The sequence below is a fragment of the Agromyces bracchium genome (assembly GCF_009709675.1).
GTDB classification, from domain to species: domain Bacteria; phylum Actinomycetota; class Actinomycetes; order Actinomycetales; family Microbacteriaceae; genus Agromyces; species Agromyces bracchium.
Genome location: NZ_WMLB01000034.1, coordinates 1 through 21,593 on the forward strand (window position 1 = coordinate 1; position 21,593 = coordinate 21,593).

20 protein-coding genes are annotated in these 21,593 nt (G+C 73.8%); 9 read left to right on the forward strand and 11 right to left on the reverse strand.

Features of this window, described 5'->3' with window-relative positions; all coding sequences use genetic code 11:
* Positions 1–118: 118 nt before the first annotated feature.
* The 4 genes from GJ743_RS15145 to GJ743_RS19735 form a co-directional block, all read right to left on the reverse strand.
* Positions 119–622 carry a GNAT family N-acetyltransferase gene (locus GJ743_RS15145; protein WP_155052760.1) on the reverse strand — a complete coding sequence of 168 codons (504 nt, stop codon included), beginning with the start codon at positions 620–622 and terminating at the stop codon, positions 119–121.
* A gap of 96 nt (positions 623–718) precedes the next feature.
* Positions 719–2,281, reverse strand: coding sequence for a DEAD/DEAH box helicase (locus GJ743_RS15150; protein ID WP_155052761.1), 1,563 nt, complete (start codon positions 2,279–2,281; stop codon positions 719–721).
* Between the two features lie 342 nt (positions 2,282–2,623).
* Complete coding sequence (locus GJ743_RS15155; RefSeq protein WP_376862040.1) at positions 2,624–3,256, reverse strand: DUF1684 domain-containing protein; 633 nt, start codon at positions 3,254–3,256, stop codon at positions 2,624–2,626.
* Positions 3,250–3,810, reverse strand: coding sequence for a hypothetical protein (locus tag GJ743_RS19735; protein WP_230386834.1), 561 nt, complete (start codon positions 3,808–3,810; stop codon positions 3,250–3,252). Before GJ743_RS19735 ends, GJ743_RS15155 begins: the two co-directional genes overlap by 7 nt.
* Positions 3,811–3,923: 113 nt before the next feature.
* On the opposite strand from GJ743_RS19735, the gene GJ743_RS15165 reads away from it, so the two are divergent.
* The gene (locus tag GJ743_RS15165) at positions 3,924–5,189 is read left to right on the forward strand and encodes a hypothetical protein (RefSeq protein ID WP_155052763.1); all 1,266 of its coding nucleotides are present in this window, start codon (positions 3,924–3,926) and stop codon (positions 5,187–5,189) included.
* Between the two features lie 124 nt (positions 5,190–5,313).
* On the opposite strand, the gene GJ743_RS15170 is transcribed toward GJ743_RS15165, so the two are convergent.
* On the reverse strand, positions 5,314–6,078 hold the full coding sequence (locus GJ743_RS15170; RefSeq protein ID WP_155052764.1) for an SDR family NAD(P)-dependent oxidoreductase: 765 nt from the start codon (positions 6,076–6,078) through the stop codon (positions 5,314–5,316).
* Positions 6,079–6,129: 51 nt separating this feature from the next.
* Between GJ743_RS15170 and GJ743_RS20250 the strand changes: the two genes are divergently transcribed.
* The gene (locus GJ743_RS20250; protein WP_328289246.1) at positions 6,130–6,732 is read left to right on the forward strand and encodes a 2-phosphosulfolactate phosphatase; all 603 of its coding nucleotides are present in this window, start codon (positions 6,130–6,132) and stop codon (positions 6,730–6,732) included.
* A 27-nt stretch (positions 6,733–6,759) separates the two neighbouring features.
* On the opposite strand, the gene GJ743_RS15180 is transcribed toward GJ743_RS20250, so the two are convergent.
* The 3 genes from GJ743_RS15180 to GJ743_RS15190 form a co-directional block, all read right to left on the reverse strand.
* Entirely contained in the window at positions 6,760–7,380 is a 621-nt protein-coding gene (locus tag GJ743_RS15180) for a CGNR zinc finger domain-containing protein (RefSeq protein ID WP_328289247.1), read from the reverse strand.
* 118 nt (positions 7,381–7,498) lie between these two features.
* Positions 7,499–7,996, reverse strand: a complete 498-nt coding sequence (locus GJ743_RS15185; RefSeq protein WP_155052765.1) for a SprT-like domain-containing protein — start codon at positions 7,994–7,996, stop codon at positions 7,499–7,501.
* 68 nt (positions 7,997–8,064) lie between these two features.
* A complete protein-coding gene (locus GJ743_RS15190) occupies positions 8,065–9,237 on the reverse strand; it encodes a PQQ-dependent sugar dehydrogenase (protein WP_155052766.1) in 1,173 nt (390 codons plus the stop codon).
* Positions 9,238–9,313: 76 nt separating this feature from the next.
* Here GJ743_RS15190 and GJ743_RS15195 point away from each other — a divergent pair, with 76 nt between their 5' ends.
* Genes GJ743_RS15195 through GJ743_RS15205 form a run of 3 tightly spaced genes read left to right on the forward strand, consistent with a single transcriptional unit; the run spans position 9,314 to position 11,600 of the window.
* On the forward strand, positions 9,314–10,075 hold the full coding sequence (locus GJ743_RS15195) for a LamB/YcsF family protein (protein ID WP_155052767.1): 762 nt from the start codon (positions 9,314–9,316) through the stop codon (positions 10,073–10,075).
* Entirely contained in the window at positions 10,072–10,743 is a 672-nt protein-coding gene (locus tag GJ743_RS15200) for a 5-oxoprolinase subunit B family protein (protein WP_155052768.1), read from the forward strand. The genes GJ743_RS15195 and GJ743_RS15200 overlap by 4 nt, the downstream gene beginning before the upstream one ends.
* Positions 10,740–11,600: a 5-oxoprolinase subunit C family protein gene (locus GJ743_RS15205; protein ID WP_155052769.1), complete on the forward strand. Its 861-nt coding sequence runs from the start codon at positions 10,740–10,742 to the stop codon at positions 11,598–11,600. The genes GJ743_RS15200 and GJ743_RS15205 overlap by 4 nt, the downstream gene beginning before the upstream one ends.
* 56 nt (positions 11,601–11,656) lie before the next feature.
* Here GJ743_RS15205 and GJ743_RS15210 read toward each other — a convergent pair whose 3' ends face one another.
* Together GJ743_RS15210 and GJ743_RS15215 are read right to left on the reverse strand one after the other, a co-directional pair.
* Positions 11,657–12,511, reverse strand: a complete 855-nt coding sequence (locus GJ743_RS15210; RefSeq protein ID WP_328289248.1) for a spermidine synthase — start codon at positions 12,509–12,511, stop codon at positions 11,657–11,659.
* A gap of 24 nt (positions 12,512–12,535) precedes the next feature.
* Positions 12,536–13,291 carry a spermidine synthase gene (locus GJ743_RS15215; protein ID WP_155052770.1) on the reverse strand — a complete coding sequence of 252 codons (756 nt, stop codon included), beginning with the start codon at positions 13,289–13,291 and terminating at the stop codon, positions 12,536–12,538.
* A gap of 108 nt (positions 13,292–13,399) precedes the next feature.
* Between GJ743_RS15215 and GJ743_RS15220 the strand changes: the two genes are divergently transcribed.
* Positions 13,400–13,756: a group I truncated hemoglobin gene (locus GJ743_RS15220; protein ID WP_196217021.1), complete on the forward strand. Its 357-nt coding sequence runs from the start codon at positions 13,400–13,402 to the stop codon at positions 13,754–13,756.
* Between the two features lie 43 nt (positions 13,757–13,799).
* Here GJ743_RS15220 and GJ743_RS15225 read toward each other — a convergent pair whose 3' ends face one another.
* Positions 13,800–16,460 (reverse strand): LuxR C-terminal-related transcriptional regulator, encoded by a 2,661-nt coding sequence (locus GJ743_RS15225; protein ID WP_196217022.1) that lies wholly within the window; start codon positions 16,458–16,460, stop codon positions 13,800–13,802.
* Between the two features lie 479 nt (positions 16,461–16,939).
* Between GJ743_RS15225 and GJ743_RS15230 the strand changes: the two genes are divergently transcribed.
* The 3 genes from GJ743_RS15230 (at position 16,940) to rpoB (ending at position 21,562) form a co-directional block, all read left to right on the forward strand.
* Positions 16,940–17,317 carry a hypothetical protein gene (locus tag GJ743_RS15230; RefSeq protein ID WP_155052773.1) on the forward strand — a complete coding sequence of 126 codons (378 nt, stop codon included), beginning with the start codon at positions 16,940–16,942 and terminating at the stop codon, positions 17,315–17,317.
* Between the two features lies 1 nt (position 17,318).
* Positions 17,319–17,720 carry a hypothetical protein gene (locus tag GJ743_RS15235; RefSeq protein ID WP_155052774.1) on the forward strand — a complete coding sequence of 134 codons (402 nt, stop codon included), beginning with the start codon at positions 17,319–17,321 and terminating at the stop codon, positions 17,718–17,720.
* A 350-nt stretch (positions 17,721–18,070) separates the two neighbouring features.
* Positions 18,071–21,562, forward strand: coding sequence for a DNA-directed RNA polymerase subunit beta (gene rpoB / locus GJ743_RS15240; protein WP_155052775.1), 3,492 nt, complete (start codon positions 18,071–18,073; stop codon positions 21,560–21,562).
* Positions 21,563–21,593: the final 31 nt, after the last annotated feature.

The following is a 21,593-nucleotide window of genomic DNA, read 5'->3' on the forward strand; positions in this document are numbered from 1 at the left end:
TACATCGCCCGCGACCTCTACCGACTCCTCGAACACCCCGCTTGACATCCATAGGAGCGTCCCCCGGCCCGCGCCTCGGCCCGCGCCTCCGGCCCGAGCGGATGCCGCGTTGTGCGCGTCAGCGCACCATCCGCACCTCGTGGATGCTCTCGCCGAGGAACGGCTCGTCGTGCGAGACGCCGTCGGCCGTGAAGCCGTTGCGGTCGTAGAAGTGCACCGCGCGCTCGTTCGCCGACGGCACCCAGAGGTACACGGATTCCTCGCCGACGGCCGCGTCGAAGAGCTTCTGGCCGATGCCCTTGCCGTGGTGCGCGTCGAGCAGGTGGATGAAGAAGAGCTCGCGTTCGCGCGGCGCGTCCTCGTCGCGTGCGGGGCCCGCCCCGGCGAATCCGACGATCTCGCCGTCGACGAGCGCGGCGACGTGCGTGAACGCCTCGCCCTGGCTCATCCAGTGCGTCCAGAGTTCGGCCATGCGCCGCGGCGAGAGGTTCTCGAGCGTCGCGGCGCTCACGAGCTGGTCGTAGTCCTCGTGCCAGCACTGCGCGTGGACCCGGCCGAGTGCCTCGGCGTCGGAATCGCGGATGGGACGGATGACGACATCGGCAGCGACCTCGGTGCTCATGCGGCACAGGCTAACCCGGGGTGCTGTCGCGGGCGAAATCGGCGACGGCCCCGCCACCCTCCCGGGTGCGGGGCCGTCGACGATGCGGACCGGGGCTCAGCCCTGCGCGCGCCGGTTGGTGCGGCTGTTGCGGTTCGGCGAGACGAGGCTGCCGACGCGCAGCGGCTGCTTCTGCGAACCGCGGGCGGATGACGCGCGCTGCGCGCCCGTGGTCTGCGCGCCGCGGGACTGGCCGCCGCCCTGCTTCGGTGCGTGCGCCTTCGCCTCGGCGGGGCGGCCCGAACGGTCGCGGCGCGGCGTCGCGGGCGCGACATCCGACTGACCGCCTCGGCCACGACGGCGGCTGCGACGGCCCTGGCCGGCCGGCTGCGCCACGCCGCCGGCGCGCTCCTCGCGTGCGGCGCGCTTGCGCTGCGCGTTGGCGCCCTGCGAGCGGCCGCCGCCCTGCTGCGGCTTCGCCTCGCGCGGGGCGGGCTTCACGTACGGAGCGACCTCGCCGACGAGCTGCACGACCTTCGGGGTGCTCGGCACGACCTTCTCGGGCGCGACCCGGATCTCCGCCTTGCGGAGGAGCTTGCCGAGGTCGTCCATCTGGCCGGGGAGCGCGATCGTCACGACGTCGCCCTCGCTGCCGGCACGTGCCGTGCGGCCCGAACGGTGCAGGTACGCCTTGTGCTCCATGGGCGGGTCGACGTGGATGACGAGCTCGATGTCGTCGACGTGCACGCCGCGCGCGGCGACATCCGTCGCCACCATGACCTTGACCGAGCCGTCGCCGAACGCGGCGAGGTTGCGGTCGCGCTGCGGCTGCGACAGGTTGCCGTGCAGGTCGACGGCGGGGATGCCCTGCTCGGTGAGCTTCTTCGCGAGCTTCTTGGCGTGGTGCTTGGTGCGCATGAAGAGGATGCGGCGGCCGGTGCCCGACGCGAGCGCCGAGACGAGCTCGTGCTTGGCGTCGGTGTCGGCGACCTGGAAGACGTGGTGCGTCATCGCGGCGACGGGGGAGTGCGCCTCGTCGACCGAGTGCAGCACCTCGTTCTGCAGGTACCGCTTGACGAGCTTGTCCACGCCGTTGTCGAGCGTGGCCGAGAAGAGCAGGCGCTGGCCGCCGGTGGGGGTCTTGTCGAGGATCCGGGTGACGACCGGGAGGAAGCCGAGGTCGGCCATGTGGTCGGCCTCGTCGAGCACCGTGATCTCGACCGCGTCGAGGTGCGCGAAGCCCTGCTTCATGAGGTCCTCGAGGCGACCGGGGGTGGCGACGACGATGTCGACGCCGGCGCGGAGCGCGTCGACCTGGCGCTTCTGGTTGATGCCGCCGAAGATCGTGGTGACCTTGAGGCCGTACGCGGCGGCGAGCGGCTCGAACGTCTGCGTGATCTGCGTCGCGAGCTCGCGGGTCGGCGCGAGCACGAGGCCGAGCGGGCGGCCCGCACGGCGGCGGCCCCCGGCGAGCGAGGTGCCGAGGCGGGCGACCATGGGCAGCGCGAACGCGATGGTCTTGCCCGAGCCGGTCTTGCCGCGGCCGAGCACGTCGCGGCCGGCGAGCGTGTCGGGCAGGGTGTCGGCCTGGATGGGGAAGGGGGTGGTCTTGCCGTCGGCGGCGAGGGCCGCGACGAGGGGGGCGGGCACGCCGAGCGCGCCGAAGGTGATCTCGGTCAAGGGGGTCCGTTCCGGATGGCACGGCCGGGCGCGCCGGTGCACGATGCGGCAGCGGCGGATGGACCCGGCGGTGGGTGATGGCGAAGACGCCGGGCGGCGAATCCGTTCGCCGTATGAAGTCAGTCGACGGGCGCTGGGCCCGGAAGCGTGTCTACGACGCAGGCGGCGCGTTCGTCGCGCACGCCGCGGACCACCATAGCAGGACGACCTGCGCACTCGCCGAGCGGGTGCGCGCCGTCGCGACCAGTGCGCAGGTTCGCCACCGCGCACCCGCCGCGGAACCGCGCACCCGTCGCGGAACCGCGCACCCGCCGCGGAACCGCGCACCCGTCGTGGGGCAGCTCACCGGGGCATCCGCTCGCCGACCGGGATCGGCTCGCGGAGCGTGTTGCCCGGGGGCGCGAGCGGGCACGACCACGACGGGTCGTAGGCGCAGGACGGGTTGTAGGCGAAGTTCAGGTCGATGACGAGGCTGTCGTCGTTGCCGCCCGAGCCGAGGTCGGCGCCCTTGATGGTGTCGAGCAGGTAGCGGCCTCCGCCGTAGGTGCCGCCGGGCGCTCCCGCGAGGCCGTCCTTCACCGGCAGGAACAGCCCGCCGCCGTAGGCCGTGAGCCGCCACACGTCGAGCGTGCCGAGGTACGGCAGCCGCACGGTGCCGACGAGCGAGAACGGGATCTTCCCGTCGGACGAGCTGTCGACCACCATCCGCTGCGGCTCGTCGGGCCGGCGCACCTCGAGCTCGAACCGCCAGTCCGGGTCGTACGGCGCGATCTCGAGGCCCGTGAACCGTGCTCGGTCGTCCGGCAGCAGCGGCGACTGCGGATGCCCGGCGAACAGCTCGTCACGACCCGAGCGCCACAGCTCGTGACCCTGGGCGGGGTCGTGCACGCTGAGGTGGCGCACGCCCGCGTAGAGGGCGAACACGTGCCGGCGCCAGTCGGCGAGCTGCAGTGCACCGAGCGAGGCGGTCACGATCCGGTGCTCCGGGTCGAAGCGCCCGCGGCGAGCCCGATTCGGGCCGCTTCGGCCCGCTCGGCGTCCGCCGTCCCCGGCGGGTCGAACGCCCAGGTCGGCGCGAGCTGCCGCAGCCGCTGCCCGCGGTACTGCCAGAACGTCCATGTCGGGTACCAGTACAGGGCGTCGAGCGCGCCGGCGCTCGCGCGCAGCTGGTCGCGGTACAGCGTCCGCCCGTCGGGCAGCGGCGAGACCGCCATGCGGTGGTCCCAGTGCCGGAACGCCGAGAGCGGCCCGGTCACCGCGCCGCCCCCGTCGCGGAGCATCCGCACCCCTGCCGGCAGCCCGCCCGGGTACGACACGTCGACGTACTCCTCGCCGCTCGGGGCGATGCCGAACGCGAGCGCGCGCATCCGATGCGGCCCCTCGGGCCACGTCGCCGGGAAGCCCTCGGTCTCGAGCGACTCGAAGTCGAGCCACGGCGCCACGACCTCGCGCAGCACGGCCGGGCTGCGGATCGCGCGCCACGCGGCATCCGCATCGCAGTCGAGGGTCAGCTTGAGCAGCACCCGCATGGCACGACCCTAGGGGCGACGGATGGCGCGTTCCAAGCGGCCGCGCCGGATTCACGGGCGTCGCACGGCGTCCGCTCGGTCCGGTCACGGCCGATCCCGCTAGGCTCCCGAGCATGGTCGACGCCGCCGACTGGCTGCCCTCCCTCGTCGTGTTCGGAGCCGCCGCGCTGGCGCTCGCGGCGGGCGTGTTCGGGTTCCGCCGATCGGGCGCGCGGCGCGAGGCGCGAGAGGTCGGCGCGGCACGCGAACTCGAGACGGCCGCCAAGGCCAGGTTGGTCGGCGCCGACGAGGCCGTGCGCGACGCGATGCAGGAGATCCGGTTCGCCGAGGCGCAGTTCGGACCGGAGACGGCGCGCGAGCTCGGCGAGACGGTCGAACGGGCGCGTGGATGGCTTCGCGAGGCGTTCCTCCTGCAGCAGCGGCTCGACGACGCCGAGCTCGCTGCGGCGGCGCAGCGCCGGACGTGGAGCGCGCGCATCTCGTCCCTGTGCGACTCCGTGGAGCGCGCGCTCGCCGACGCCGAGGGCGTGCTCTCCGAGCGACGCGCGGCCGAGCGCGGGGCGGCCGACGACATCCCGGCGCTGCGCGAGCGCGAGCGGCGCCTCGTCGCGAGGAGCGCGGATGCCGCATCCGCCCTCGAACGACTCGGCACCCGGTTCTCGGCGGCGGCGCTCGCCGGGGCGCAGGGTTCGCTCGCACGAGCCGACCACGACCTCGCTGCAGCGGCCTCCGCGCTCGACGACGCCGCGCGACGACTGGCCGAGGCGCCGGGGGAGCCCGTCGCAGGGCTCAACGGGCGCGCCGCCCACGCCCTGCAGCGCGCGGAGGGCGAACTCGATCGCGTCGAGCACGTCGAACTCGAGCTTGCTCGCGCGGCCGACGAGGCCGGTCGCGAGGCGGCCGACCTCGATGCGGAGCTCATCGCGGCGCGCGGCGAGCGCGACCACGCGTCCGACCCGGAGGCGGGCGCGGCGCTCGCCGCCGCGATCGGCGACCTGTCGCCGCTCCTCGTCGGCCGTGAACACCGCGCGGACGACCCGTTCGCCGAGCGGGACCGGCTGCGGGCGGCCCGCGATCGGCTCGAGGCCGCGCGTGCGACCGCGCGACGCGAACAGGACCGGCTCGACGGCGCGCGCGGCGCGCTGCCCGGTGCGATCGCGATCGCCGAGAGCCAGATCCGCGTGGCGGGCGAGGCGCTCGAGCGCGCCCGCGCGTTCGCGGGAGCCGACGCGCGGACGCGCCTCGCCGAGGCCGAACGGCAGCTCGGCATCGCCAGGCGCGAGTCCGACCCGGTCGCGGCGCTCGACGCGGCCCGCCGTGCGGCCGCACGCGCGAGTGACGCCGAGGCGCTCGCGCACTACGCCGCACTGCACCGCTGACGCGCGGCGCGCCGATCGAGTGCCATTTCCGGGGTGGCGGACGATCTGTCCGCGTACTCCACCCCAGAAATGGGACTCGAGTGCGGCGAGCGCGGGCGGGCGTCTGCCGGCGACGGCCGGTCCGCTACTTGCCGCCCGCGATGAGGATGTCGGCGCCGGACGTGTACGACGCGTCGTCGGAGAGCAGGTACGCGACGGCGCCGGCGATCTCGTGCGGTTCGCCGGGCCTGCGCATCGGGATGTTGCCCGCACGCTCGTCGGGCGCGTTCGGGCGCCCGGCGGCCGCGTGGATCTCGGTGCGGGTCGTTCCGGGTGAGACCGTGTTCACGCGGACGCCGGCGCGTCCGAACTCCTTCGCCAGCCCGATCGTCATGGCGTTCAGCGCGGCCTTGCTCGCGGCGTACGGGATGTAGGTGTCGGGCGCACCGTGCGTGGCCGCCCCCGAGGAGATGTTCACGATCGACCCGCCCGCGCCGCCGCGACCGGTCGACATGTGCGCGATCGCCGAACGGCAGAGCACCATGGGGGCCAGCACGTTGATCCGGAACACGAGCTCGGACTCCTCGATCGACCCGTCGAGGAACGGCCCGATGAGCCCCGTGATGCCCGCGTTGTTCACGAGCCCCGTGACGCGACCGAAGAGCCCGACGGCCTCGGGGACGATCTCGGCCGCGCGGTCGAGGTCGGCGAGGTCGAGTTGCATCAGCTCGACGCGCGCGCCCGCGGCGCGGCATCCGTCGGCCACCGCCTCGGCCTCGTCGCGTCGCTCGCGATAGGTCAGCACCAGATCGTGGCCCTCGGCCGCGAGCCGCTCGGCGATCGCGCGACCGATGCCCCGGCCGCCGCCGGTGATGATGGTCACGGGCCGGGCGTCGACATGCGAGGTCATGCACCCACCCTACGAGTGGGTGGCGCCGAGCCGATCGCGTAGCCTGACGCGGTGAGCACGACGACCCCCACGACCACGACCGCGGAGGCGACGCCCGCCGCGCAGCCGAAGTACCAGGTGCGGTTCGACCAGGGAGCTGGCGGCGTGCGGCGGATCGCGCGCGGCGCCGACGTGCTCGTCTGGGTCGACCAGGTGACGGATGCCGCGGGCGGGGGCTCCGGTGACGGCGCGGTCGCGGCCGCCCTCGTGCCCGCCGAGGTGCTCGCCGACGCCCCCGACGCGGTGCTCGTCGCGGGCCTCGCCGACGCGCCGGCGACCGCGGCCTGGATCCTGGCCGAGCAGGAGGCCCTGGGTCGACGCGCGTACCTCGCGATCGTCGCCGCCGGGCGCGCAGACGGCGGCTTCGCCGCCGACGACGTGCTCGCCGCCGGTGCCGTGATCGACGCGCTCACCGAGCTGGGAATCGACGACACCTCACCCGAGGCGGCCGTCGCGTGCGCCTCGTACACGGGCCTCCGGCGCGCGGTCGCGCACCTCGCGACCGCGTCGGTCGGCGGGCGCGAGGCGATCGCGGGCGGAGCCGACCCCGCGGCGCTGCGCCGCGCGGCGACCCGCGACGCCGAGGCGACGGCGCGGGTCGTCAGGGCCCGCTGAGCGCGCTCCTCACGACGGCGCGGGCGATCAGGCGGCGCTGAGCGCGACCTTGCCCGACTTCCGCGCGCGGTGCGCGCGCACCTTCGCACGGTTCCCGCAGCGCTGCATCGAGCACCAGCGCCGGCTCGCGGCACGCGAGGTGTCGAGGTAGACGATGCCGCAGTCGCCGGCGCAGATGCGCACGCGACCGTGGTTCGCCTCGCCGAAGCAGTCGACCGCGTCGCGCGCGATCGTCGAGAGCGCCTGGCCGACGGTCTGCACCGACCGGCCGGCCTGCCGGGAGCCGCCGTCGAGCGTCGGCGGGATGTCGGGGGTCGCGGCGTACAGGTTGACCACGTCGATGTCGGCCGTGGCGAGCGGTTCGCCGCGGCCGGCCGCGAGGGCGAGGCGCGCGATCGCGTCGCGCAGCGAGGTCGCGTCGAACAGGTCGCGCGACCGTGCGGGCGCGACGGGCATCGGGAAACGCTCGCGCATCCACGCCGTGAGGTCGTCGGGCGAGTTCAGTCGTGCGGGGGCGACGGCGACGGCGACGTGGATGCCACCGGTGTAGGCGAAGTCGAGCGCGAACGAACCGGAGTCGAACCACCACCGCCCGCTGTCGTCCGTGAACCACTGGCCGACGGGGATCGAGACGGTCGAGACGGGCACCGCACCAAACTACCGGCTGCGCACGGCCGCGATCACCACGATCGGGTCACGGATGCCCGGCCGCCGCGGACGACCCGCACGTGCGGTTGCAGTTGCGCCCGCGGCATCCGCCCCCGGGTCAGTCGGCGGCCGCGCTCGCCGCAGCGCGCCGCATCGCCGCGGTGATCTCGCGGCGGCTCCACACGATGAGGTTCCGCCGGTCGAAGCCGCGGCGGCAGAGCCCGCAACTGAGCGGACGGCTCGGCTCGCGGTACCGGTAGTGCTCGTGCCCGACCGGGCAGCGGCCGACCCACGGCGCGAGCTCGTCGGCGACCGCGCCGTCGTGCGTCCGCCGACCCACGTAGCCGATGTCGGCCGCGGTCGTCGCCCACCTCGGGCCGTGGCCCGCGCGCGGACCGGCCATGGCGTGCGCGACCTCGTGCAGCAGGATCTGGTGGATCTCGTCGTCGTCGTACCGGGCCGCGAGGTATCGCGAGACCGAGATGCGCTTGGCGGTGTAGTTGCAGAGGCCGGCGCGCTTCTTGGCGTTGTCGAAGCCGAAGCTCCACACGGCGGGGTCGAGGTGGAGGGCGATGAGCGCCTCAGCCCAGATCCGAACCCTCGCGAGATCCGCCATGCGATCGAGGATATCCCCGGGAGTACCGGCTGCAACCGCTTCCGGGGTCCCCCGAACGGGGGACCGGCTTAGTCTGCGTCTGCGAGCCGGATCCGCACGAGGCGGTCGTCGCCGTCGCGCGGAGACCCCCGGCCGTCGGTGTTGCCGGTGAGCGCCCAGAGCTCGCCGTCGGGTCCGGGCACGACGTCGCGCAGTCGTCCGAGCTCGCCCGCGAACGCGTCGTCGACCTCGGTCGGCGAGGTGAGCGCGGGCGACGCGAACCACAGCCGCTCGCCGCGGAGCGCGGCGAGCACGATCGTGTCGCCCACGATCGCGATGCCGCTCGGGCTCGCCTCGGAGGTCGGCCACTGCACGGCCGGGTCGTGGAAGCGATCGTCGCCGGCCCGCCCCTCGACGATCGGCCACCCGTAGTTGGCGCCCGGCTCGATGCGGTTGAGCTCGTCCCAGGTGTTCTGCCCGAACTCGGCCGCCCACATTCCGCCGGCGGCATCCCACGCCACGCCCTGCGGATTGCGGTGCCCGAGGCTCCAGACGAGGGTTCCGAACGGATTGCCCGGCGCCGGCTCGCCGTCGGGCGTCATCCGCAGGATCTTGCCGCCCAGCGAGTCCGGGTCCTGCGACAGGTCGCCGTCGCCGACGTCGCCGGTCGTCGCGTACAGGAACCCGTCCGGCCCCACCCCGAGCCGCCCGCCGTTGTGACGACTGCCGCGGGGGATGCCATCGAGCACGACCTCGGGCTCGCCGAGGCCGAGCTCGCCCGGTTCGCCGGTGAGCGGCATCCGCACGATGCGGTTGTCGCCGTCGGTCGAGAAGTAGGCGAAGACGGATGCCTCGTCGACGCCGTCGCCCGGCAGGTACGCGAGCCCGAGCAGGCCTCCCTCGCCGCCGGCGGTCACGTCGGGCAGGACGGCCGCTTCGCGGAGGTCGCCGTCGGGGAGCACCTCGACGATCCGCCCGCGGTCGCGCTCGCTCACGAGCACACCGCCGTCGGGCAGCCGGAGGATCGACCACGGCGACTCGAGCCCCTCGGCGAGCGTCTCGGCCTCGCCCACGGGTCGCATCGCCGGCGGGGCGGACGCCGCCGGCGACGTCGATGCGGGCGCCGACGGCGTGATCACGACCGGGCCGGAACCCGCGTCGGGCGCGCAGCCCGCGAGAACGGCCGCCGCGGTGGCGACGAGCGCGGTCGCGGCGGCGACCGTTCCGGTCCGGGTACGAGTCCGCCGTGTCCGCACGTGCATCCGGGACCTCCCCCGAGCCGGTGGGTCGTCCCGGCCCGCCCGCCCAGTCTGCGCGAGCACGCGGGAGAATGGGAGCATGCAGCGCGCGATCGACCTGAACGCCGACCTCGGCGAGTCGTACGGCGCGTGGAGCATGGGCGACGACGAGGCGATGTTCGAGGTCGTCTCGAGCGCGAACGTCGCGTGCGGGTTCCACGCCGGCGACCCGCTGACCATGCTGCGCAGTGCGCGCCTCGCCGTCCGGCACGGGGTCGTGCTCGGGGCGCATCCCGGCTACCGCGACCGTGCCGGGTTCGGCCGGCGGGCGCTCGACGTCTCGGTCGACGAGCTCGCGGCGGAGATCCTGTACCAGCTCGGCGCGCTCGATGCGATCGCACGGACGGCGGGCGCATCCGTCGCGTACGTCAAGGCGCACGGCGCGCTGTACCACCGGCTCGGCGCCGATCGGTCGGCTGCGGACGCGGTGGCCGACGCGCTCGCCGGGTCGGCGCCGGGCGTGGTCGTGCTCGGGCCGCCCGGAAGCGCGCTCGAACTCGCGGCGGCGGCCGCCGGCATCCGCTACGCCCGCGAGGCCTTCATCGATCGCGGGTACCTCGCCGACGGCCGCCTCGTGCCGCGGGGCCACCCCGACGCGCTCGTGCACGATCCCGGGCGGGCGGCCGATCGGGCCCTCGAACTCGTCGAGACCGGAGGCATCGGCGCAGCCGACGGCGCGCGCGTCGAGCTGGCCCCCGACTCGCTCTGCCTGCACGGCGACACCCCCGGGTCGGTCGGCATCGCCCGGGCCGTCCGGGCGGCGCTCGCGAGCGCGGGCCACGACGTGCGGCCGTTCGCATGAGTCGTGCCGAGCCCCGCCTGCTGCCCGCCGGCCGCTCGGCGATCCTCGTGGAGTGCGACGGGCTCGACGCCGTGATCGAGCTGCACGACGCGCTCGCGCGCGACCTGCCCGACGGCGTGGTCGAGCTCGTGCCGGCGGCACGGACCCTGCTCGTGGCCGTCGACCCGGCCCGGCTCCCGCTCGAGTCGGCGGCGAACTGGGTGCGGCGGGCGGTGCGCGAGGCGCTCCCATCGGCCTCTTCCGGGGCGGGCGACGGCGCTCGCGCGGAGGAGCCGGCGTCGGACGACGACCTCGTGATCGACGTCGACTACCGGGGCGACGACCTCGCCGACGTCGCGGCGCACCTCGGCGTGACCGCCGAGCACCTCGTGGCCCGGCACCTCGCCACCCGGTGGCGCGTCGCATTCATCGGCTTCGCGCCGGGGTTCGGCTACCTCGTGGCCGACGACTGGCCCTTCGACGTGCCGCGGCTCGACGTCGCGCGCACGCGCGTGCCGCCCGGCGCGGTCGGGCTCGCGGGCGCGTTCTCCGGCGCCTACCCGCGCGAGAGCCCCGGCGGGTGGCGCCTCATCGGTCGGACGGAGGCCGCGCTCTGGGACCCGGACGCCGATCCGCCGGCGCTGCTCGTCCCCGGCCGCGGCGTGCGCTTCCGGGAGGCGCGCGCATGACCCGGCTGCGCATCGAGGGGACGGGCGGGCGCGTGCTCGTCCAGGACCTCGGCCGTCCGGGCTTCGCGCACCTCGGCGTCGCGCCGTCGGGCGCGCTGGACCGCGGCGCGCTCGCGCTCGCGAACCGGCTCGTCGGCAACCCCGACGGGCTCGCCGGCCTCGAGGTCGTGCTCGGCGGGCTCAGGTTCGCACCGGATCGCGACCTCTGGTTCGCGGTGACGGGGGCGTGGGGGTCGGTGCGCGTCGCCGGACGCGAGGTCGGGCCGTACCGCGCCGCGCGCGTGCGGGCCGGCGAGGCCGTCGAGATCGGCACCGCGCAGCGGGGCCTCCGGTACCTCGTCGCGGTCCGCGGCGGGATCGACGAGCCCGTGACCCTCGGGTCCCGGAGCCGCGACACGCTCGCCGGGATCGGACCCGAGCCCGTCGACGCCGGGCGCGTGCTCGCCGTGGGGCCCGAGCCCGCGGCATCCGTGCCCCTGCTCGACGACGACGCCGCCTACCCGCCGACGGTCGGCGCGGTCTCGCTCGGCCTGCTGCCGGGGCCGCGGGCCGACTGGGTGACGGATGCCGCGCTCGCCGCGCTGCACGAGTCGAGCTGGCGCGTGTCCGCATCCTCCGATCGCGTCGGCGCGCGGCTCGAGGGCCCCGCGCTCGAGCGGAGGGTGCCGGGCGAGCTCGTGAGCGAGCCGACGGTCGCGGGCGCCATCCAGGTCACCGGCGCCGGGGTGCCGACCGTGCTCCTCGCCGACCGGCCGGTGACGGGCGGGTACCCGGTCGTCGCGATCGTCGACCCGGCCTCGCTCGACCGGCTCGCGCAGGTCCGGCCGGGGCAGGAGGTCCGGTTCCGGCACGCCTGACCGCGGCCGTCCGGCGGGAGTGCGCGTCGCCGTCCGGGGTGACGGCCGAGCTGCGGCTAGGGCTTCGCCAGGAAGACCGACCGCGCCGGCGGCGGGGACGGCACCGCCGTGGCATCCGTCACGATCGGCGCACCCGCGATGAAGCGCACCAGTTCGTCGCCGTCGACGAGCTTCGCCGGGGCGGGGTCGCTCGCGAGGCGCCTCGGCATCGTGTCGAACGGCAGCGGATCGTGCGAGGCGTACATGACGACGTTGCCGAAGCGCCGACCCTTCAGCATGCCCGTGTCGGCGGCGATCGCGACGTGCTCGTAGACGTGCGCGAGCGTCGCCGCCTGCGAGCGCGCGAACGCGAGCCCGGCGCCGTCGGCCACGTTCACGGCGACGATGCCGCCGGGCGCGAGCCGCGGCGAGATGAGCCCGTGGAACTCGGCGCTCGTGACGTGGGCGGGCGTGCGCGCGCCCGAGAAGATGTCGACCACGGCGATGTCGACCGCGCCGTCGAGCCCCGCCGGCAGCTTGGCCAGGACCTCGCGCGCGTCGCCGTGCCGCACGCGCACCTGGGCGCCGCGCGGGAAGGGCAGGTTCTCGCGCACGAGGTCGACGAGGTCGGACTCGAGTTCGATCACCTGCTGCCGCGATCCCGGCCGCGTCGCGATGACGTAGCGGGGGAGTGTGAAGGCGCCGCCGCCGAGGTGCAGCGCGGTGATGGGCCGACCCTCCTCGCGCACGAGGTCGACGGCGTGCCCGATGCGCCGGACGTACTCGAAACCCAGCCACTCGGGCTGCTCGAGGTCGACGTGCGACTGCGGCGTACCGTCGACGGTCAGCGTCCAGGATCCCGGGCGCGTGCGCGACTCCTCGAGGCGGGCGAGGTGGCCGCTCAGGGCGAGGCGTCGTTCGAGTTCCGGCACGGATGCCACGCTACCCGCGCCGGATCAGCACGCGCCCCACAGCACGGCGTCCAGGCGCGCGCCCTGCAGCACCTCGACGGGGAACGGGCCGGCCTCGCGGAGGCGCTCGACGACGCGTGCCGGGATCGCGGGACCGGCGACGATCACGGCGTTGCCCTCCTCGGCGCCCGCGAGCACGGCCGGCGGGCCGGCGACCAGGAGGTCGGCGGCGGGGTCGGCCCGCGCGAGGCCCCGGGCCTGGGCGGCCAGGCGCGGGCCGCCCGCGGCATCCGCCACGTTCACGACGACGACCCCGTTCGGCGCGAGACGCCCGAGGCACGCGCCGAGGAAGGTCGGATCGTCGACGAACGCGGGCGCCTCGAGCCGGGCGTAGAGGTCGACGATGACGAGGTCGAAGCGCAGGTCCGGGTCGAGGCGCGCCAGTGCGTCGCGCGCGTCGGCGACCATGATCGAGATTCGCTCGCCCGCGGGCAGCGGCAGGCGTTCGGTCACGAGTGACACGAGCCGGGCGTCGGCGTCGACGACGACCTGGTTCGAGTCGGGCCGGGTCGCCGCGACGTACCGTGCGAGGCTCATCGCACCGCCGCCGAGGTGGAGCGCCGCGATCGGCGCGCCGGGGTCCGCGACGGCGTCGATCACGTTGCCGATGCGGCGCACGTACTCGAAGAACAGCCGGGTCGGCTGCTCGGCGTCGACGTGCGACTGCGCGGCGCCGTCCACGAGCAGCGTCCAGCCCCGCGACGAGAACACGTCGCGCTCGAACTCGATGCGTGGCGACATGGGGGCATCGTCGCACAGCTGGGGCGCACTCCGGCCGGAATGAGCAATCGATGCTCACGTCGACCCGTGGGGCGCGAGTCTAGGATCGCTGGAGACGAGGGAGGCGGGATGCCCGAGCTGTACGACGAGGTCGGCGGTCCCGACGGCGTGCGGACGGCGGTGGCGGTGCTCTACCGCCGCGTGGTCGCCGACGATGAGCTCGCGCCCTGGTTCCGGGACGTCGACCTCGATCGGCTGCAGTCCCACCAGCGCGCCTTCCTCACCGCCGCCTTCGGCGGCCCGCACGTGTTCGGTGGACGGGGCCTCATCGAGGCGCACGCCGGGCTCGCCATCACCGATGCCGCCTTCGACCGGATCGTCGAGACCCTCATGACCAGCCTCGCCGACCTGGGCGTCCGTCACGAGGCGGTCGCGGCCGTCGGCGAGCGCCTGGAGCGCCTGCGCGACGAGGTCGTGTCGGCCTAGCCGACCCGGCCGACCCGGCCGACCCGACCGGCGCGAGCCGCCCTCAGACCCGCAGCTCGCGGCGACCGCGGATGCCGAGCTTGGCGTAGGTCGACTGCAGGTGGTTGTTCACGGTCCGGGGCGACAGGAACAGCCGTGCAGCGATCTCGTTGGAGCTGAGACCCTGCGCGGCGAGCGAGGCGACCTCCCGCTCGCGCGGCGTGAGCGGCTCGGCCCCCTCCGCGAAGCGCAGCCGCGGAGTCCGCGCGCCCTCGCACGCGGCGGCGAGCGTCGCCGCCCGCTGCAGGTCGGCCGTCGCCTCGCGGCCGCGGCCCAGGGAGCGGGCCGCCTGTCCGGCCGACGCGTGGGCCTCGGCGGCGTAGAGCAGGGCTCCGACCCGCTCCCACTCGACGGCAGCGTCGCGCAGCGCCCCGGGATCGCCGTCCGCCTCGGCGCGCGCATGCGTCGCGCGGCGGACCAGGTCGGGGGCCTCGCCCACGGTCGACCGGAGTCGTTCCAGTCGCATCGCGGCCTCCGCGGCGTGCTCGCGCGAGCCGAAGCGGACGACGTGGTGCAGGAGTGCCCCCGCGACATTCGCGGCGCCCCGGAGCGTCACCACCTCGGCCCTGGCGAAGACGCGAGCGGCCGCCCGGTCGACGGCGCCCTCGGCGGCATCGATCCACGCGTCCGCGAGCGCGGTCACGGAGCTGTCTCGTTCCAGCCCGGGAACCACGCGTTCGCGATGCTCCCGTGCGGCCGCGGGCTCGCCCTGCTCCGCGGCGACCAGTGCGAGGAAGCACCGTGCGTGCTCGCGGAGCGACTTCGGACCGTGCAGGTCGGCGCCGCCGACGGTGTCGCGGAACCATCGCGCCGCGGTGTCCAGGCGCCCGACCTGCCAGAAGATGCGCCCCATCATGAACTCGTCGAGCCGCGCCGTGAGCTCGTCGCTCTCGCGGATGGCGGCGTGCAGCGAGTCGACGACCGTTCCCCGTGCCTCCTCGAGCCGGTCGGCCGCGATCAGCACGTGGGCGAGCCCGACCTCGGCGTGCCGCAGTGCGATCGGAGCATCCGGACGGCGGGCGAACGCGACGGCGTACTCGGCGGCGGCCACGGCGTCGTCGGTGCGGCCGACCAGCGAGAGCGGCATCGCCATGGCGAGCTCGAGCATCGCGCGGGTCGGTTCGCCGTCGCCGAGGGCGGCCGCGGCGCTGCGGACGCTCTCGAGCGCCGCCGAGCCGTACTCGAGGTGGACCTGCAGGGCGGCCTTGCTCAGCCCGATGCCGGCAGCCTGTCCCGGCAGCTCGGCCTCGAGGGATTCGAGGAGGTCGAGCCCGCGTCGCGTGCCGAGCGGGTCGCCGCCGTGGACGTCGGCCCGCGCTCGCCCGATGGCCGCGAGCAGGGCGTCATCGGCACCGTCCTCCGACGCACGCCGCTCGGCGCGTCCGAGGGCCTCGAGCGCCTCGGCCGAGCGGCCGAGCGACCAGAGGACCTCGCCGTACATCAGCAGCGTCGGCGCGTCGTCGGCGCCCGCCTCGACCGCCGCGCCGGCGAGGCGGGCGGCGGTGCGATGGTCGTGGGCCGACCGGGCGAGCGCCGCGGAACGCGCGAGCAGTGCGGGATCGGACGGCCGGCCGGCGTCGAGGCGCCAGACGGCCACCCGCAGCTCGTCGCCGGCGTCCATCGCGCGAGCCGCGACCAGGTCCGCCTGGCCCGAGAGGAGCGAGATGGCGCGGATCCTCGGGATCGAGTCGCGGACGGCTGCGGCGTAGTGGGGGTGCGTCAACGCGACGCGCACTCGCGTGGTCGACTCGTCGACGCGGATGAGGCCGCGCAGTTCGAGCCTCGCGAGCGCCTCATCGGCCCCGGGCCGCGAGAACTCGTCGAGCGCGAGCGGCTCGCAGAGGGCGAGCCGCTCGATCGCGTCGCGCTCAGCCTCGTCGAGCGCGCTCAGCCGGGAGCGGATGAGATCGCGCAGCGCCGGGGTGCCGACCGGATCGCCGGTGAGCTGCCAGAGCCCGTCGCGCGAGACGAGTGAGCCGGCGGCAGCGGCGCCGATCACGAGTTCGCGGAGGAACAGCGGGTTCCCGTGCGCGGCCCGATGCAGCTCGACCACGTCGCGGTGCGCGACCGCACCACCGAGGACGCGCGTCAGGAGCTCCGCGACCTCGTCGACCGCGAGCGGTTCGACGTCGAGGCGCAGGGCGTCGGCGGAGCCGGCGACGGGGAGGAGGCCCTCCGGGACGGGGTCCGACTCGCGCACGGTCGCGGCCAAGCGGATGGCGCCCGAATCGACGAGTTGGGCGACGAGCGAGATCGAGACCGGATCCGCGACCGAGACGTCGTCGACGGCGAGGAGCACGGGGCGGTCTCCGGCGAGCCGGCGGACCATGGCGTCGGCGGAGGCGAACAACGCGACCTGGTCGCCGGCCGCGCCCACGAGCGACCCGGGCTCACGGGCGAGGACCGGCGCGAGCGTCGAGAGCGGCACCGCGCTCAGCGTCGCATTGCCGCTCGCCGAGAGCACGAGCCAGCCGTCTTCGGCGAGCCGGGCGGCGACGGCGCGCACCACGCGACTCTTCCCGACGCCCGAGGTGCCGTAGGCGAACGCGGAGCGCGCGGATCCCCGCAGCCCGGCCACGGCCCGCTCGACGAGTGCATCGCGTCCGACGAGCGGCCAGCTCCCGTCGAGCGCGAGCGGGCCGTCGGTCGTCCCCCCGGCATCCAACGCCACCATCTCGGCCCTTCAGGTCTCCGGCGAGGCCGGTGGTCTCACTGTACGGCGTGGTCCACGGCGCGGGCACGGGTCATGGAGTGCCCCGAACGAGGGGCACGACGCTCCGGCATGCCGGGTGGATCGGAGCGGCACCCGCGAGCGGGATGAGGCATGCCGAGGCCGGGCATGAGCAATCGCGCTCGTCTCCTGAGCAATGCGCCGGGGCGATTGAGCACCGCGTGCCCATCCATCCGGCCCGCCGGGGGCCGATGCTCGTGCTCGGCGGCCGACCTCCGCCCCGCGCGGGCACCGAATGCGCGACCTGAGACGAGGAGATCCGATGCGAACCCCGATCCAGCTTCCCGAACCGCTCCTCGGCGGGCCGACTTCGATGCGCCCGCGGCCGAGGCCCACGTCGGCCGGCGGCCGCCCCTCCTGAACCGCACCACCCGAGACGACGACACGAGACCACACCAGAAGGAGCAACGACCATGAAGATGTTCAGCCAGTTCGGCGACATGGCGAAGATGGTGAAGGCCGCACCCGGCCTCATCGAGCAGGCGAACACCCTCGCCGCGCAGAGCGAGTCCTACCGGCAGCAGATGGACGCAATGGCCGTCCAGGCCATGCGGGCCGAGCCCGCCGCCGGCGTGCTCGAGCCCATCGCCGGTGTCGACCTCGACCGCTACGCCCGCATCGTCAAGGGCATCGCCGCGTACGGCTACGACCAGACGAAGCTGCCTGACGTGGCCGGCATGTTCGGCATCGACCCCGAGGCGTGGGCGCAGGCCCAGGCCGGGTGGGGCGCGCGGATCCAGGCCGACCGCGGCGTCGGCCGCGCCTTCAACGAGATCTACTCGGCGGTGTGACATGGGCTTCCTCGCAGACCTCCGCACCCTCAACGCCCAGGCGACCGCCGTCCGCGACCGGATGGACGTCGGCTCGACGCTCGCCGCCGCGCAGCAGTCGCTCGAGCAGGCCAACCGCGTGATGGCCGCGAGCGTCGCGGCGAACGACCCCGTGTCCGACGCCGCGCGCGTACGGACCACCGCCACGGTGGTGGCGGCCAGGCAGTTGCCGATGATGATCGGCATGGACGCCGTCGTCGAGCTCGAGCTCATCGCACAGCTCCCGGGCGGCATCCCGCTCCCCGCGTCCCGGACCCAGCCGCTCGCACCCATCCAGCTCGCCCGCGTGACCCCGGGCGCGATCATCGACGTGAGCCTCGTGCCGGGGCGCCCCGACACGGTCCGGCTCGAGCTCGGAGCGTGATCCGGGGGCCGATCAGGCGGTGACGACGGATGCCGCGCGGGGCGGGCCGGTTCTAGCGATCCCCGCGGCATCCGTCGTCGCGATCCCGGACACGGCGGGCGTGCTCGCCCGGCGGTCGACGCGGTTCGCGCGGGTTATACCCGAGATGCCGAGACAAATCAAGAATCCGACTGGACATGGCGCGCCATCCGGTCTATGCTTGACCTTTGCGCTCCCAGACCCACTATGCCTTCATATTGCGGTCGGCTTCTGCGTGTCGGGTCTCCCGGCATCCGCACCACGTCTGAGGGGTCAACTCCACCACCACCGACAGTGAACCGGCCCCCGACGGGGCCATGGAGGTCATTTCCTTGGCTGCTGCGCGCAACGCATCCACGCCCACCCCCAAGAACGGACGCGGTGCAAGCCGCCTCTCGTTCGCGAAGGTCACCGACACCCTCACCGTACCCGATCTGCTCGCCCTCCAGACCGAGAGCTTCGACTGGCTCGTCGGCAACGAGGCGTGGCGGGCCCGCGTCGAGGAGGCCATCGAGTCCGGCCGTCAGGACCTTCCCGAGGCCACCGGCCTCGAGGAGATCTTCGAGGAGATCTCGCCCATCGAGGACCTCGGCGAGACCATGCAGCTCTCGTTCTCCAACCCCGAGCTCGAGCCGCCGAAGTACACCATCGACGAGTGCAAGGAGAAGGGCAAGACCTACTCCGCTCCGCTGTATGTCAACGCGGAGTTCATGAACCACCTCACCGGTGAGATCAAGACCCAGACGGTCTTCATGGGCGACTTCCCGCTCATGACCCCCAAGGGCACCTTCGTCATCAACGGCACCGAGCGCGTCGTCGTCTCGCAGCTCGTCCGTTCGCCCGGCGTCTACTTCGAGCGCACGCCCGACAAGACCTCCGACAAGGACATCTACTCGGCGCGCGTCATCCCGAGCCGCGGCGCGTGGCTCGAGTTCGAGGTCGACAAGCGCGACCAGGTCGGCGTGCGCATCGACCGCAAGCGCAAGCAGTCCGTCACCGTCTTCCTGAAGGCCCTCGGCCTCACCTCCGAGGAGATCCTCGAGGAGTTCGCGGGCTACGAGTCCATCGCGCTCACCCTCGAGAAGGACAACATCCTCACCAAGGAGGAGGCGCTCAAGGACATCTACCGCAAGCTCCGTCCGGGCGAGCAGGTGGCCGCCGAGGCCGCGCGTGCGCTCCTCGACAACTTCTACTTCAACCCGAAGCGCTACGACCTCGCGAAGGTCGGCCGGTACAAGATCAACAACAAGCTCGGCCTCGAGGCGCCGCTCACCGACTCGGTGCTGACGGTCCAGGACATCGTCGCCACGATCAAGTACCTCGTCGCCCTCCACGAGGACCGCGCGACCCTGCCGGGCCGCCGCGGCGGCAAGGCGGTCGACATCCGCCTCGACGTCGACGACATCGACAACTTCGGCAACCGTCGCATCCGCGCGGTGGGCGAGCTGATCCAGAACCAGGTCCGCACCGGCCTCTCGCGCATGGAGCGCGTCGTCCGCGAGCGCATGACCACGCAGGACATCGAGGCGATCACCCCGCAGACCCTGATCAACGTGCGACCCGTCGTCGCCGCGATCAAGGAGTTCTTCGGCACCTCGCAGCTCTCGCAGTTCATGGACCAGAACAACCCGCTGGCCGGCCTCACGCACAAGCGCCGCCTCTCGGCGCTCGGCCCCGGCGGCCTCTCGCGCGACCGCGCGGGCGTCGAGGTCCGCGACGTGCACCCCTCGCACTACGGCCGCATGTGCCCGATCGAGACGCCGGAAGGCCCGAACATCGGCCTCATCGGCTCGCTCGCGTCGTTCGCGCGCATCAACTCGTTCGGCTTCATCGAGACGCCGTACCGTCGCGTCGAGAACGGCAAGGTCACCGACCACATCGACTACCTCACCGCGATGGAGGAGGACGACTACATCGTCGCCCAGGCCAACGCGCCGCTCGACGGCAAGGGCCACTTCGTCGAGGAGCGCGTCCTCGCGCGTCGCAAGGGCGGCGAGGTCGACCTGTTCCCGGCCGACGAGATCGGCTACATGGACGTCTCCCCGCGCCAGATGGTGTCGGTCGGCACGTCGCTCATCCCGTTCCTCGAGCACGACGACGCGAACCGCGCCCTCATGGGTGCGAACATGCAGCGCCAGGCGGTGCCGCTGCTGCGCAGCGACTCGCCGTTCGTCGGCACGGGCATGGAGGGGTACGCCGCGATCGACGCCGGTGACGTGATCACCGCCGACCGTGCGGGCGTCGTCGCCGAGGTCTCGGCCGACGCCGTCACGCTGCAGCTCGACGAGGGCGGCACGCAGACGTACTACCTGCGCAAGTTCGACCGCTCGAACCAGGGCACGTCGTACAACAACCGCGTCGTCGTCTCCGCGGGCGAGCGCGTCGAGGTCGGCGAGGTCATCGCCGACGGCCCCGCGACCGACAACGGCGAGCTCGCGCTCGGCAAGAACCTCCTCGTGGCGTTCATGCCGTGGGAGGGCCACAACTTCGAGGACGCGATCATCCTCAGCCAGAACCTGGTGAAGGACGACGTCCTCTCCTCGATCCACATCGAGGAGTACGAGGTCGACGCCCGCGACACCAAGCTCGGCAAGGAGGAGATCACCCGCGATCTCCCGAACGTGAGCCCCGACCTGCTGGCCGACCTCGACGAGCGCGGCATCATCCGCATCGGCGCCGAGGTCCGCCCCGGCGACATCCTCGTCGGCAAGGTCACGCCGAAGGGCGAGACCGAGCTCTCGGCCGAGGAGCGCCTGCTCCGCGCGATCTTCAACGAGAAGAGCCGCGAGGTCCGCGACACGTCGCTGAAGGTGCCCCACGGCGAGCAGGGCACGATCATCGGCGTCAAGGTGTTCGACGCGCAGGACGGCGACGACGAGCTCGGCTCGGGCGTCAACCAGCGCGTGGTCGTCTACATCGCCCAGAAGCGCAAGATCACCGAGGGCGACAAGCTCGCCGGCCGCCACGGCAACAAGGGCGTCATCTCGAAGATCCTGCCGGTCGAGGACATGCCGTTCCTCGCCGACGGCACGCCGGTCGACGTCATCCTGAACCCGCTCGGCATCCCCGGTCGAATGAACTTCGGCCAGGTGCTCGAGACCCACCTCGGCTGGGTCGCCAAGCAGGGCTGGAAGGTCGACGGCAACCCCGAGTGGGCCAAGCGCCTGCCCGAGGTCGCCCGCGAGGCCGAGCCCGGCACCAAGGTGGCCACGCCCGTGTTCGACGGCGCCCTCGAGGAGGAGATCGCGGGTCTGCTCGACTCGACCCTCCCGAACCGCGACGGCGAGCGGCTCATCGACTCCAGCGGCAAGACGCAGCTGTTCGACGGCCGTTCGGGTGAGCCCTTCCCGTACCCGGTCTCGGTCGGCTACATGTACATCCTGAAGCTGCACCACCTCGTCGACGACAAGATCCACGCTCGTTCGACCGGCCCGTACTCGATGATCACCCAGCAGCCGCTCGGTGGAAAGGCGCAGTTCGGCGGCCAGCGCTTCGGCGAGATGGAGGTGTGGGCGCTCGAGGCCTACGGCGCCGCGTACGCGCTGCAGGAGCTCCTCACGATCAAGTCCGACGACATCCTCGGCCGCGTCAAGGTGTACGAGGCCATCGTCAAGGGCGAGAACATCCAGGAGCCCGGCATCCCCGAGTCCTTCAAGGTGCTCATGAAGGAGATGCAGTCGCTGTGCCTGAACGTCGAGGTCCTCTCGGCCGACGGCACCGCGGTGAGCCTCCGCGACACCGATGACGAGGCCTTCCGCGCAGCGGAGGAGCTCGGCATCAACATCTCCGCGCGCTTCGAGTCGTCGAACATCGACGAGATCTGATCCGCCAGGCATACGAGAACGACTTCAGGAA

Coding starts and splice junctions, on each gene's coding strand:
- GJ743_RS15145 (WP_155052760.1), bottom strand. CDS start 622: ATGAGCACCGAGGTCGCTGCCGATGTCGTCATCCGTCCCATCCGCGAT.
- GJ743_RS19735 (WP_230386834.1), bottom strand. CDS start 3,810: ATGCGGGTGCTGCTCAAGCTGACCCTCGACTGCGATGCGGATGCCGCG.
- GJ743_RS15165 (WP_155052763.1), top strand. CDS start 3,924: ATGGTCGACGCCGCCGACTGGCTGCCCTCCCTCGTCGTGTTCGGAGCC.
- GJ743_RS15170 (WP_155052764.1), bottom strand. CDS start 6,078: ATGACCTCGCATGTCGACGCCCGGCCCGTGACCATCATCACCGGCGGC.
- GJ743_RS15185 (WP_155052765.1), bottom strand. CDS start 7,996: ATGGCGGATCTCGCGAGGGTTCGGATCTGGGCTGAGGCGCTCATCGCC.
- GJ743_RS15190 (WP_155052766.1), bottom strand. CDS start 9,237: ATGCACGTGCGGACACGGCGGACTCGTACCCGGACCGGAACGGTCGCC.
- GJ743_RS15195 (WP_155052767.1), top strand. CDS start 9,314: ATGCAGCGCGCGATCGACCTGAACGCCGACCTCGGCGAGTCGTACGGC.
- GJ743_RS15200 (WP_155052768.1), top strand. CDS start 10,072: ATGAGTCGTGCCGAGCCCCGCCTGCTGCCCGCCGGCCGCTCGGCGATC.
- GJ743_RS15205 (WP_155052769.1), top strand. CDS start 10,740: ATGACCCGGCTGCGCATCGAGGGGACGGGCGGGCGCGTGCTCGTCCAG.
- GJ743_RS15215 (WP_155052770.1), bottom strand. CDS start 13,291: ATGTCGCCACGCATCGAGTTCGAGCGCGACGTGTTCTCGTCGCGGGGC.
- GJ743_RS15220 (WP_196217021.1), top strand. CDS start 13,400: ATGCCCGAGCTGTACGACGAGGTCGGCGGTCCCGACGGCGTGCGGACG.
- GJ743_RS15230 (WP_155052773.1), top strand. CDS start 16,940: ATGAAGATGTTCAGCCAGTTCGGCGACATGGCGAAGATGGTGAAGGCC.
- GJ743_RS15235 (WP_155052774.1), top strand. CDS start 17,319: ATGGGCTTCCTCGCAGACCTCCGCACCCTCAACGCCCAGGCGACCGCC.